13 protein-coding genes and 2 pseudogenes are annotated in these 12,193 nt (G+C 67.1%); 1 reads left to right on the forward strand and 14 read right to left on the reverse strand.

What is annotated here, in order from left to right; translation table 11 throughout:
- Nucleotides 1-28 precede the first annotated feature (28 nt).
- The gene (locus ACSJDS_RS01235) at nucleotides 29-1,489 is read left to right on the forward strand and encodes a sensor domain-containing diguanylate cyclase (protein WP_473031774.1); all 1,461 of its coding nucleotides are present in this window, start codon (nucleotides 29-31) and stop codon (nucleotides 1,487-1,489) included.
- 10 nt (nucleotides 1,490-1,499) lie between these two features.
- On the opposite strand, the gene ACSJDS_RS01240 is transcribed toward ACSJDS_RS01235, so the two are convergent.
- The 14 genes and pseudogenes from ACSJDS_RS01240 to ACSJDS_RS01305 form a co-directional block, all read right to left on the reverse strand.
- Entirely contained in the window at nucleotides 1,500-1,796 is a 297-nt protein-coding gene (locus ACSJDS_RS01240; RefSeq protein WP_473031775.1) for an AAA family ATPase, read from the reverse strand.
- Entirely contained in the window at nucleotides 1,757-2,080 is a 324-nt protein-coding gene (locus ACSJDS_RS01245) for an ATP-binding cassette domain-containing protein (RefSeq protein WP_473031776.1), read from the reverse strand. Before ACSJDS_RS01245 ends, ACSJDS_RS01240 begins: the two co-directional genes overlap by 40 nt.
- 17 nt (nucleotides 2,081-2,097) lie before the next feature.
- A complete protein-coding gene (locus ACSJDS_RS01250; protein WP_473031777.1) occupies nucleotides 2,098-2,265 on the reverse strand; it encodes a hypothetical protein in 168 nt (55 codons plus the stop codon).
- Between the two features lie 11 nt (nucleotides 2,266-2,276).
- A complete protein-coding gene (locus ACSJDS_RS01255; protein WP_473031778.1) occupies nucleotides 2,277-3,377 on the reverse strand; it encodes an amino acid ABC transporter permease in 1,101 nt (366 codons plus the stop codon).
- Nucleotides 3,378-3,386: 9 nt separating this feature from the next.
- Nucleotides 3,387-4,576, reverse strand: a pseudogene (locus ACSJDS_RS01260) (amino acid ABC transporter permease).
- 125 nt (nucleotides 4,577-4,701) lie between these two features.
- Nucleotides 4,702-5,725: pseudogene (locus tag ACSJDS_RS01265) on the reverse strand (amino acid ABC transporter substrate-binding protein).
- Between the two features lie 282 nt (nucleotides 5,726-6,007).
- Nucleotides 6,008-7,564 (reverse strand): alkyl hydroperoxide reductase subunit F, encoded by a 1,557-nt coding sequence (gene ahpF / locus ACSJDS_RS01270; RefSeq protein ID WP_473031779.1) that lies wholly within the window; start codon nucleotides 7,562-7,564, stop codon nucleotides 6,008-6,010.
- Between the two features lie 178 nt (nucleotides 7,565-7,742).
- On the reverse strand, nucleotides 7,743-8,306 hold the full coding sequence (gene ahpC, locus ACSJDS_RS01275; RefSeq protein ID WP_473031780.1) for an alkyl hydroperoxide reductase subunit C: 564 nt from the start codon (nucleotides 8,304-8,306) through the stop codon (nucleotides 7,743-7,745).
- Between the two features lie 126 nt (nucleotides 8,307-8,432).
- Nucleotides 8,433-8,837, reverse strand: coding sequence for a ribonucleotide reductase subunit alpha (locus ACSJDS_RS01280; protein ID WP_473031781.1), 405 nt, complete (start codon nucleotides 8,835-8,837; stop codon nucleotides 8,433-8,435).
- A gap of 73 nt (nucleotides 8,838-8,910) precedes the next feature.
- Complete coding sequence (locus tag ACSJDS_RS01285; protein WP_473031782.1) at nucleotides 8,911-10,038, reverse strand: M1 family aminopeptidase; 1,128 nt, start codon at nucleotides 10,036-10,038, stop codon at nucleotides 8,911-8,913.
- The gene (locus ACSJDS_RS01290) at nucleotides 9,969-10,289 is read right to left on the reverse strand and encodes a hypothetical protein (protein WP_473031783.1); all 321 of its coding nucleotides are present in this window, start codon (nucleotides 10,287-10,289) and stop codon (nucleotides 9,969-9,971) included. The genes ACSJDS_RS01285 and ACSJDS_RS01290 overlap by 70 nt, the downstream gene beginning before the upstream one ends.
- Nucleotides 10,208-10,900 carry a hypothetical protein gene (locus ACSJDS_RS01295; protein ID WP_473031784.1) on the reverse strand — a complete coding sequence of 231 codons (693 nt, stop codon included), beginning with the start codon at nucleotides 10,898-10,900 and terminating at the stop codon, nucleotides 10,208-10,210. The genes ACSJDS_RS01290 and ACSJDS_RS01295 overlap by 82 nt, the downstream gene beginning before the upstream one ends.
- An 8-nt stretch (nucleotides 10,901-10,908) precedes the next feature.
- Nucleotides 10,909-11,166, reverse strand: a complete 258-nt coding sequence (locus tag ACSJDS_RS01300; protein WP_473031785.1) for a PDZ domain-containing protein — start codon at nucleotides 11,164-11,166, stop codon at nucleotides 10,909-10,911.
- Complete coding sequence (locus tag ACSJDS_RS01305; RefSeq protein WP_473031786.1) at nucleotides 11,061-12,068, reverse strand: ChaN family lipoprotein; 1,008 nt, start codon at nucleotides 12,066-12,068, stop codon at nucleotides 11,061-11,063. Before ACSJDS_RS01305 ends, ACSJDS_RS01300 begins: the two co-directional genes overlap by 106 nt.
- Nucleotides 12,069-12,193: the final 125 nt, after the last annotated feature.

Below are 12,193 nucleotides of genomic sequence, written 5' to 3' on the forward strand. Positions count from 1 at the left end.
CAGCCGATGCTCAGAGGATGTGCCCATCGTGCCGGATACGGTCAGCCCCGATGCCAGTCGCCTCCTTGCCGCCCTTGCCAGCGGCAGTCGCGAGCTGATCGACGCCTATTTCTGGTCCCAGGGCGTGGATGCGCTGCTCGGCGAGCTGGGCCGCGCCTCCGGCGTCAGCCGTGTCTGGATCTTCCAGCTGATCGAGCTCAAGCCCGATGCCGTGGTGCAGGACTACGTCTTCGAATGGGCGTCGGCACCGCGCTATCGCCAGCTCATGCAGAAGCGCTTTCGCTTCTTCTCGATGATCTTCGACGACCCGGTCTACCGCCGTATGGTGGAAGAGCGCCAGCGCGGCGAGGCTCAGCGTTTTATTACCCACCGAATCCCCCCGGGCCCGCTGCGCGACAACCTCGAGAGTCAGGGCATTCGCTCCATGGTGACGGTGCCGATCATGGTCGAGGGCCGCTGGTGGGGCACCCTGGGCTTCGATGACTGCGAGCGGGCGCTGGACTGGCAGGGCAGCGGCATGCACGCCCTGACGGTGGCCGCCGAGCTGATCGCCTCGGCCCTCTACCGCCGCCGGCTCAGCAGCCGTCGGCGCCAGCTGGAGCTGTTCCAGCAGGTCACCGACTGCGGCATCTGGGAGATCGACCCGCGCAGCGGCTCGACCTGGTGCTCGCGGGCGCTGCTGCGAAGCCTCGGCTACCCGGACCGCTACGCCCACCTGCCGCTGCGCCGGCTGCTCGCCCATATCGCCACCGAGGATCGCCGGCGGCTCTGGGCACAGCTTCGCGAGGGATTCGAGGCGCGGCTGCCGAGCTGGCGGCTCGATGTGCGGCTGAAAAGCGCCCACGGCCAGTGGCGCTGGCACGAGATCGTCGCCGAATCCATGTATGACGAGCAGCAGCGACTGCGCGGCCTGGCGGGTCTAGTCATCGACATCAGCCAGCGCAAGCGAGGCGAGGAGATCGCCAAGGAGGCCGCCGAGTACGACGAGCTGACCGGGGTGATGAACCGTCGCGGACTGACCCGCCACCTGGCCGAGGCGCTAAGCGCCGGCACAGCGCCCCACCACCTGATGCTGCTCGATATCGACCACTTCAAGCCGGTCAACGACCGCTACGGCCACCCCGCCGGCGACTCGCTGCTGCGCCTGCTGGCCCGCCGCCTCGGCAACGAACTGCGCCCGGGGGACGGCCTGGCCAGACTGGGGGGCGAGGAGTTCGTGGTGGTCACCGGCGGCCTGAGCCGCCCCCAGGCCCGCGCACTCGGCGAGCGGCTGCGCACACGCATCGCCGACTCCCCCTTTCAGCTCGGCGGTGACCACAGCGGTGCCCCGCCGCTGGAGGTGGCGATCACCCTCAGCATCGGCATCGCCGAGCTCCCCGCCGACCAGGAGCTGCACCACGGCCAGGCCATGGCCATCGCCCGCGCCGACCAGGCGCTCTACGCCGCCAAGCACGCCGGCCGCAACCGGGTCCGAGCCGACTGGCCCTGAGATCGGTGGCTCAGTGGCCCAGGATCTGGCTCAGGAACAGCCGAGTGCGCTCCGACTGGGGGTCGTTGAAGAAGGGCTCCGGGGCGTTCTCCTCGATGATCTGTCCCTGATCCATGAAGATCACCCTGTCGGCCACGGTCTTGGCAAAACCCATCTCGTGGGTCACGCAGAGCATGGTCATGCCCTCGCGGGCGAGCTCGACCATGACATCGAGTACCTCCTTGATCATTTCCGGGTCCAGCGCCGAGGTGGGCTCATCAAACAGCATCACCTCGGGATGCATGCACAGCGAGCGCGCGATGGCCACCCGCTGCTGCTGGCCACCGGAGAGCTGCCCGGGTACTTTCTCGCCTGCTCAGCGATCTGAACCCGCTCCAGATACTTCATGGCCTCGGCCTCGGCCTCGCGGCGCGGCTTCTTCTGCACCCACATGGGCGAGATACAGCAGTTCTCCAACACCGTCAGGTGGGGAAAGAGATTAAAGTGCTGGAACACCATGCCCACGCTGCGGCGAATCTGCTCGATGCGCTTGACGTCCTGGGTGAGCGGAATTCCGCCCACCACGATCTGCCCTTCCTGATGCTCTTCCAAGTGATTGATACAGCGGATCAGCGTCGACTTACCGGACCCGAGGGGCCACAGATGACGATGCGCTCGCCGCGGTTCACTTCAAGATGAATGTCGCGCAGCACGTGAAAATCGCCGTACCACTTGTTGACGCCGCGCATCTCGACCATCAGGTCGCCAGTGCTGGATTGGGTTGCCTGTTCATTCATTTTATTAGTCCTTACCGTTTATGGCCGGTGTGGAGTTTCCGCTCCAGGTACTGGCTGTAGCGCGACATGCTGAAGCAGAAGATCCAGAACAGGAACGCCGCAAAGACATAGCCCTCTACGGCGAAGCCCAGCCAGCGCGAGTCGGACAGCGCCGCCTGGACGATGCCCAGCAGGTCGAACAGCCCGATGATCATTACCAGAGTGGTGTCCTTGAACAGCGAGATAAAGGTATTGACGATACCCGGGATCATCATCTTCAGCGCCTGGGGCAGCACGATCAGCCCCATGCGTCGCCAGTAGCTCATGCCCAGCGCCGCGGCCGCTTCCTCCTGGCCCTTGGGGATCGCCTGCAGGCCGCCGCGTATCACCTCGGCCATATAGGCACTCTGGAACAGAGTGATACCGATCAGGGCGCGGATCAGGCGGTCGACGCTGACCCCCGTGGGCATGAACAGCGGCAGCATCACCGAGGCCATGAACAGGATGGTGATCAGCGGCACCCCACGCCAGAACTCGATGAACACCACGCAGAAGCTCTTGACGATGGGCATCTGGGAGCGGCGCCCCAGTGCCAGCAGGATACCGATGGGCAGCGCCGCGACCATGCCAACCACGGCCAGCACCAGGGTCAGCATCAGCCCGCCCCAGCGATGGGTTTCCACCACCGGCAGGCCGAAGTAGCCGCCGTAGAGCACCCCATAGGCCAACAGCGGGAAGCCCAGCAAGCCGAAGACCGCGACCCAGCGCTTGAAGGGCAATCGGGGAATCGCCAGCCAGGCGATGAGCACCGCAAAGGTGGCGAAGATCAGGTTGGGCCGCCACAGCTCGGCGCGCGGATAGAGGCCGTAGATGAACTGGGTGAAACGGGCATTGACGAACACCCAGCAGGCTCCCTCCCGGGAGCAGTCGTCGCGGCTGGTGCCGACCCAGTCGGCGTTGATGAAGGCCCACTGGATCGTCGGCGTCAGCAGGAGGTAAAGCAGGTAGAGGCCCAGCAGGGTGAACAGGCTGTTCACCGGCCCGCTGAACAGGTTGGCGCGCAGCCATGCCAGGGGCCCCACGGTGCGGATCGGTGCCCGGCGCGCCTCGATCATCTTGTCGTTGTGCGTCATGGCGCTCTCCTAGCGTTCTACCAGCGCCACGCGGGCGTTGAACCAGTTCATGAACAGCGACACCAGCAGGCTGATGGTGAGATACACCGCCATGGTCATGGCGATCACCTCGATGGCCTGCCCCGTCTGGTTGAGAGTGGTGCCGGCAAAGACCGAGACCAGATCCGGATAGCCGATGGCGGTGGCAAGCGACGAGTTCTTGATCAGGTTGAGGTACTGGCTGGTCAGCGGCGGAATGATCACCCTCAGCGCCTGGGGGATCACCACCAGGCGCAGCACCAGCCCCTGGGCAGGCTCAGCGCCTGGGCCGCCTCGGTCTGGCCATGGGGAATCGCCTGAATGCCCGACCGAACGATCTCGGCGATGAACGAGGCCGTGTAGATGGACAGCGCCAGCCACAGGGCCAGGAACTCGGGGATCACGGTGATACCGCCGCGGAAGTTGAAACCGCGCAGCTCCGGCACCTCCCAGGTCACCGGCACCCCGGTCACCACCAGCACCGCGAGCGGCAGGCCAACGATCATCGCCAGCGAGATCCAGCCCGCCGGCAGTCGTTGCCCGGTCGCCTCGTGGCGGCGCCTGTTCCAGATCAGCAGGGCGATGCTGGCCACCACGGCCACGCCAAGCGCGGCGGGGATCAGCCCGAAGCCGGACAGGAACTGGGGCTCCGGCAAAAACAGGCCGCGGACATTGAGAAACACCAGCTCACCCAGGGTGAGGCTGTCGCGCGGGCTGGGCAGCGCCTGAAGCACGGCGAAGTACCAGAAGAAGATCTGCAGCAGCAGCGGGATATTGCGAAAGATCTCGATATAGCCGCTGGCCAGCCGGGCAATCAGCCAGTTGGGCGACAGCCGGGCGATGCCCACGGTAAAGCCGATGATGGTGGCGGCCAGGACACCCAGTGCCGAAACCAGCAGGGTGTTGAGCAGCCCCACCAGGAAGGTCCGGCCGTAGGTGCTCTGTGAGGTGTACTCGATCAGGCTCTGGCCAATGCCAAACCCCGCCGTTCTTTCGAGAAAGCCGAAACCGGTGGTGATACCACGAGCCGCCAGGTTGTCCTGGGTGTTGCCGATGATATAGAGCAGGAAGGCTGCCACGGCGGCGATCAGCAGCGCCTGGAAGAGCAGCGCGCGCTTGGCGCGATCACGCCAGAACGGCGGCTTGGGGCCCGAAGGTCGGGCCTGGGGTCGAACGGACATGGACAATTCTCCGCCTGGATCCGTCAAGCAGGGCACGCGGCTGCCGGCCCGGGATGGCCGAGCCGGCAGCAAGTCGCGCATCATGTGCATGTGGTGCCGGTTCAGCCGGCACCCTGGACGGAGCGTTAGCGGACGGGCGGCGCGTACTGCAGGCCACCGTCGATCCACAGGGCGTTGACGCCGCGCTCGATCTCCAGCGGCGAGTCCATGCCGACGTTGCGGTTGAAGACCTGGGCGTAGTTGCCGACCTGGCTAATGATGTTGTAGGACCAGTCGGCGTCAAGCCCCATGCCTTCACCATAGTTGCCGTCCTGGCCCAGCAGGCGCGCCACGTTGGGGTCCTCGGTGGCGAGCAGCTCATCGATATTGTCGCTGGAGATGCCGTACTCCTCGGCGTTGAGCATGGCGAACAGCGACCACTTGACGATGTTGTACCACTGGTCGTCGCCCTGGCGGACCACCGGGCCCAGCGGCTCCTTGGAGATCACCTCGGGAAGAATCATGGCGCCGTCGGGATCGGAGAGCTGAATGCGCAGGGCGGCCAGCTGGGAGGTGTCGGAGGTCAGTACATCACAGCGGCCCGCTTCGAACCCCCTACGGTCTGTTCCGAGGTGTCGAAGACGATGGGGTCGAACTCCATGCCGTTGGCACGGAAGTAGTCGGCCAGGTTCAGCTCGGTGGTGGTACCCGACTGCACGCAGACCGCCGCACCGTCCAGCTCGCTGGCGCTGCCGACGCCGAGGTCACGGTTGATCAAGAACCCCTGACCGTCATAGAAGTTGGTCCCGGCGAAGTTCAGGCCCAGGGTGGTGTCGCGGGTGGTGGTCCAGGTGGTATTGCGCGAGAGATATCGACCTCGCCGGACTGCAGCGCGGTGAAGCGCTCCACGGCGTTCAGCGAGATATAGCGGACCGCATCGGCATCGCCGAAGACCGCCGCGGCGACGGCGCGGCAGACATCGACATCGATCCCCTGCCAGTTGCCCTCGTCATCCGGGGAGGAGAAGCCTGGCAGACCATCACTGACGCCGCACTGTACGGCCCCCCGGTCCCGCGTGTCCTCCAGGGTGGAGGCGGCGACGAACCCGGAGGTCCCCAGCGCCAGAGTGGCTGCCGCTGACATCAGTACCAGTTTGTTCTTGTTGTACAACATGGGAAACTCCCTTCTTCTTGGATAAAACGCATCGAACCAATGCATGCATGCCTTTCAGCATGTGCCATGACATTAGCAAGGTTCATTCCAGAAAAGGGATAGGGCAGGACAGACTGTGATTCAACGCTAGCTAACGCAGCAAAAGATCCTCGAATGCTGCACCAGAAAAGAGCGGCTCCCCTGGATCCGAGGGCCGAGCGCCCACTTTTCGACCCTACCAACGGCACCGCGCCCCCGCCGGCAGGGCCGACGGGGGCGCGGTATGGCGCTTTGGCGCGATCAGCTGCGGATCAGGTGGTCGAAGGCGCCGAGGGCGGCCTTGGACCCTTCGCCCATGGCGATGATGATCTGCTTGTAAGGCACGGTGGTGACATCGCCGGCGGCGAACACGCCGGGCAGGCTGGTCATGCCGTGGGCATCGACGATGATCTCGCCGCGCTCCGACATCTCCACCGGCGACCCCTTGAGCCACTCGGTGTTGGGCACCAGGCCGATCTGCACGAAGACACCTTCCAGGTCGAGGCGCTTGATCTCGCCGCTGGCGCGCTCTTCATAGGTGAGGCCGTTGACGCGCTGGCCGTCGCCGTTCACCTCGGTGGTGCGAGCCCCCAGGATGATATCGACGTTGGGCAGGCTCTTGAGTTTGTTCTGCAGCACGGCGTCGGCGCGCATCTCGTCCATGAACTCGATCAGGGTCACATGGCCGACGATACCGGCCAGGTCGATGGCCGCCTCGACGCCGGAGTTGCCGCCGCCGATCACCGCCACGCGCTTGCCCTTGAACAGCGGGCCGTCGCAGTGGGGGCAGTAGGCCACGCCCTTGTTGCGGTACTCCGCCTCGCCGGGCACGTTCATCTCGCGCCAGCGGGCGCCGGTCGCCAGTACCAGGGTCTTGCTCTTGAGGCTCGCCCCGGATTCGAAGCGCACCTCGTGCTCGCCGCCGGGCTGGGTGGCCGGCACCAGCTGGGTGGCCCGCTGCAGGTTCATCACGTCGACCTCATACTCCTTGACGTGCTCCTCCAGGGCCGCCACCAGCTTGGGGCCTTCGGTGTAGTTCACGGAGATGAAGTTCTCGATGCCCAGGGTGTCCACCACCTGGCCACCGAAACGCTCGGACGCCACGCCGGTGCGCAGGCCCTTGCGAGCGGCGTAGATGGCCGCCGCCGCGCCGGCCGGGCCGCCACCGATCATCAGCACGTCGAAGGCATCCTTCTCGCTGAGCTTGGCGGCCTCGCGCTCGGCAGCACCGGTGTCCACCTTGGCCAGGATCTGCTCCAGGCTCATCCGGCCCTGGTCGAACGACTCGCCGTTGAGGTAGATGCTGGGCACCGACATCACCTGGCGCACCTCGACCTCGTCCTGGAACAGGGCGCCGTCGATGGCCACGTGGCGGATGTTCGGGTTGAGCACCGCCATCAGGTTCAGCGCCTGCACCACGTCGGGGCAGTTCTGGCAGGAGAGCGAGAAGTAAGTCTCGAAGTGGAGCGGGCCTTCGAGGCTCTGGATCTGCTCGATCACTTCCTGACTGGCCTTGGGCGGATGGCCGCCCACCTGCAGCAGCGCCAGCACCAGGGAGGTGAACTCGTGTCCCATGGGAATGCCGGCGAAGACCACGCCGGTCTCCTCGTCGGGACGATTGATGGCAAACGACGGCTTGCGGGCATCCTGACCGTCGCTGCGCAGGGAAATCTTGTCGGAAAGCCCGGCGATCTCGTTGAGCAGGCCGAACAGTTCCTGGGACTTGTCGCCGTCATCGAGGGACGCGACGATCTCGAACGGCCGAGTGACCTTCTGCAGATAGGCTTTGAGCTGAGTTTTCAGATTGTCGTCCAACATGACAGCGGTTTCCTTCATGTTTGGCTAATGTAAAAGCGCAGCGCAGGCCGGCGCACACGGCCAGGGGCCGATGAGCTGCGCGGATTGTCTGCGCTTTTCTTGAAAACGCCCGGGCGGAACATGCCCGGGCGAGGAGCTCACGAGGCCAGGGGGTTGCCTCGCGGGGTCGGGCGATCGCTTAGATCTTGCCGACCAGGTCCAGGGAGGGCGCGAGGGTCTCTTCGCCTTCCTTCCACTTGGCGGGGCAAACTTCGTTCGGGTTGTTACGCACGTACTGAGCGGCCTTGACCTTGCGCAGCAGCTCTTCGGCGTTACGGCCGATGTTGCCGGCATTGATCTCGACGATCTGGATCTTGCCTTCCGGATCGATCACGAAGGTGCCACGCTCGGCCAGGCCGGAGTCCTCGATCAGCACTTCGAAGTTGCGCGAGATCTTCAGGGTCGGGTCGGCCAGCATCGGGTACTGGATCTTGTTGATGGTCTCGGAGCTGTCGTGCCACGCCTTGTGGGTGAAGTGAGTGTCGGTGGAGACGCTGTAGATCTCGACGCCCAGCTCCTTGAACTCTGCGTAGTTGTCCGCCAGGTCACCCAGCTCGGTGGGGCAGACGAAGGTGAAGTCGGCCGGATAGAAGAAGAAGATGCTCCACTTGCCCTTCAGGCTCTCCTCGGACACGTCGATGAACTCGCCGTTGTGGAAAGCGGTAGCGTTGAACGGCTTGACTTCAGTGTTGATCAGGGACATTCAGTGATGCTCCTTGTCGATGGGGTGTGTTCCGAATACGGGGCCTATCGTAACGCGGCCCTCGCAATAGTCTAAATTGAATGGTGTCATGATGCTGATTGGCCTCGTCTATGGAGAGCCAATAAACTATTGAAATGACACCACCTCACCCTGGCGGTCCAGTGCCAGGAAGCTCTCGATGTTGCCCATCTTGAGCGATTCGACCATCTTCTGCAGGTGCGGCTCGGCCTCCTCGCTGGAGGGCGGCAGAGACCCGCTTCCGGCCAGGGCCGCCACGAAGACGATATCCCACTCGACCCCTGTCTCCCGCGACTCGGCGACCAGCGCGGCCATGTCGCTGAGCTCATCCAGGGTCTTGTCGACACATACCACCGGCGTCAGCACCCCGCCCTCGCCCTGCTCGAAGCGAGCGCGCTGTTCCGGGGTGGGGTGATCCGGCAGCTCGGCACGGGTGAAGACGAACAGCAGCCGCTGAGGGTCGGGCTGGCTGTGCGCCTCGTTCAACAGATCGGCAAAGCAGGAAATGGCCAAGGCAGTCCTCCGGAAGTCGCAACGCCTGCAGGGAGAGCGATGATGGAACAGCCACCGCCCCGACGCAAGGCGCTCAGGGCGCGAGCTCGACGCGCAGGCCATCGTCGCCCGGCGGCCAGGTGCCGGCCTCCCGAGTCTCGCCGCCAGCCTCCAGCACCAGGTAGCTGCGGTGCTGGTGGTGGCGCAGCGTGCCGGCGAGCCCCGCCAGGGCCTCGTGGTCATCGGCGCTCAAGGCCGCGAGGCGGGTGCCGGGCAGGGTCCACATCCGAGCCTGGCCGCGCCGCGCCATGTCTCGGGGCGGCTCGGGCAGCCCCTGCTCGGCCAGCCAGGCCGCCACCGCCTGGGTCTCGCCCACCACCATCAGCGGTGTCTCCTCAAGCGCCTCCTCGAGCGCCGCCGGGGGCGCCTCGAGGGGCCTCGGCCGACCCGGCAGGCGTGGGGCAAGGGCAGCCGAGTCGGCGTCCAGCGCCAGCAGGCGGGTCTCTGGATCCAGCACCAGACGACGCAGGGTGAAGGGGGCGGCTTCCAGCTCGCGCAGCACCGCGAAGTCGGGGTCCACCACCAGCGCCCGGGGCGCCTCCTCAAGGGTGAGCGAGATCTCGGCCTCCCGGGCGTCCAGCGTCACCATATGCCGGCTGACACCCGAGTCGCTCTCCACCGCCAGGGGCACCCGCAGGGGCCAGGGCGCATCGCCGCCCGACTGCGCCAGGCACCCCTCGAGCTTCCAGCCCGCCTCGGTGCGCCGGTGCGCTACCTGTGTCAGCGACAGGGCGGGGCGCCCGGGGCGCGTCACCCAGGCGTCGAAGAAGTCCTCCAGCGGCTCGCCGGCGCTCGCCCCGAAGGCGGCGGCCAGGTCATCCCAGCCGGCGGCGTGGAACATGTAGCGCTCGGCGAAGCGCCGCAAGCCGGCATCGAAGGCCGCGTCGCCGATGCGCTCACGCAGCATATGGAAGAGCATGGCGCCGTGCTGATAGCCCACCACCCGCCCGGCCGGGTCGGGGCCGCCCCGGAAGTCCGCCAGGGGACGCTCAAGGCCCTCGGGCAGGGCGGCGAGGTCGGTCAGCCAGCGGCGGCGGGTCTCGCGCGCCTCGCCGCGCCGCTCGTCCAGGTGGTAGTCGGCCAGGTAGGTGGTCAGCGCCTCGGACCAGTTGCCGCCCGCCCGGTCCGATCTCCGTAGTCGACCCGCACTCCGGCGCCCCACCAGGCGTGCATCAGCTCGTGGGCCAGCGAGGTGTGAGGGATGAACGGTAGCGGGATGACCCGCTCGCCGAGCAGGGTGAAGCCGGGAAAGGCCAGACCCACCGGGGCCGGAGAGGCGGCGATGGTGAAGCTGTCGTAGGGATAAGGGCCGACCCGCTCGCTGAACAGCGTCAGGTAGTCCGCGGTGTGCGCGAGATAGGTCTCGGCGAAGGCGGCGTCCAGCTCGGCGGGAAAGAGGGTGCGCAGGCGCACTCCGCCTCCGTGCGCTGCCGCTCGTGCCAGGGCCCCGCGGCCAGCTCCACGCCATCCGTGCGCGGGTGGGCGTGGTGAACCCGGTAGCCATCCTCGTCCTCTTGCGGCTCTCCCACCAGCGAGCCGGTGCCCACTGCCCGCTGCCCCTCGGGCACCAGGATCTCCAGCGAGAGGGCAAAGGCCTCGAGATCGGCGAAGCGGGGGTACCAGCCGCTGCCGGCGGGCAGCAGGCTGCCCGCCGACGACACCCTCAGCCGCGACCCGCTGTCGTCGAGCTCACCGCGCCAACGCAGCGTCAGCGTCTCGGCCGCCTCGGGCAGAGCCAGCCGGTAGCGCCCCTGGCCGTCACGCTGTGGCGGAAGGGCCACGCCACCGACCGTGGCCTCCTCCAGCACCAGGCCCGGCAGCAGCTGGAAATCCGCCGACGCGGGCGGCGGGGAGAGGCTCATCTCCCCCTCGAGGGTGCCCCGGGCCGGGTCCAGGGTGACGCGCAGCGCTAGGCTCGGCGGCTCATCGTTCGCTCCGGCCACCAGGGCCAGGCCCGGCAGCACCATCAGCAGCGCCGCGAACCACCAGCCCCTCGCCCGGGGAAACAGGGCGGCGCTTCGCATGCGGGACGTCATGAGGCACGCGGCGGAAAGCGCGCCAGGATCTCCTGCTCTTCGCCGTTGCGGCGCACCTGCAGCGGCAGCAGAGTCCCCGGGCGCTGCTGCCGCACCAGGTCGGTCAGGTCGGCGGGACGCGACAGCGTCTCGCCAGCGGCGCGCAGGATCACGTCCCCCGCCTCAAGACCGGCCTGCTCGGCAATGGAGCCTTCGAGAATGGCATGAATCTCGACCCCCTCCTCGTGGGGCACGATGTAAACCCCCAGCTGCATGGGGGCAGCGCCTCGGGCTGGCGATCGGCGATGGCGAAGACCGCCCGGGCCAGGCCCTCCTCCGGCGGCTCGCACCCACGCTCGCCCACCTGCCAGGGCAGCAGGGTGCTGTGGGCTTCGACCCCCAGGTCAGAGAGCTGGTGCGGAACGCCGTGGCCGTAGGCGAGGTGCCCCTGGCCGATCAGCCCTACCACCAGGGCGCCCTCCTCGCCCGCTTCGGCCAGGCCCGCGGCCATGGCGCGGTCCCAGGCCAGCTGAGCGGCCACGAAGCGAGCGAAGTCGGCCTCGCCGCCCTCCCGGGAGGGATGCTGGTCATAGACCTCGGCGAGGCGCTCGCGGTAGGCCGCCGGGGGCTCGGCGGGCGCGCTGATGGCGAAGCGCTCCGCCTCGGGCACCGCCTCCCAGCCCTCGTTGACCAGTCGACCGCGCAGCTCCGGGGTGATGTTGACGGCCTGCAGCGGCACCCGGTGCAGCCGGGCGAAGTGCAGGATGGGGAAATAGAGCTCGGGATCGAAGCCCCAGGCGGTTCGCCAGCGGCTGTCGTCGAGGAAGGCCTGCTCATCGAGCTCTCCCGCTACCCAGGCGTCCAGCGCCGGCTGTGCGTCCCGCGGCAGCATCTCCAGGCCGATCACCATGTCCGGGCGGCGCGCGTGAAGTCCCGCCAGGGTCGACAGCTGCCAGCGGTGGTGATCCATGCAGTCGTGCTGCTCGCCGAGCAGCACCACCTCCTGCTCGGCCAGCTCGCGAAACAGGGCGGGCGGCGAGAGGCGCTCGCCGCCCGGCTGCAGCCACTGGCCCGGCGCCAGGCAGTCCTCGGCCCAGGTGGGAGTCGTGCCCAGCGCCAGCGCGCCGGCCACACAAGCGAGCGCCAGGCGGCCGGCGCGAATAGCGGTAAGCGACATTGGTATCTCCATGGAAAGCGTTACAGGATGAGAGTACCACCCCGCGGCCGGGTTCCGAGCCACGCGGCCTAGCGATCGGCTCCGATCGTCGCCCCCTTCCCGCTCGCAGCTCCCGGATAGGCACG

This window comes from Halomonas sp. SL18_1 (genome assembly GCF_055755715.1).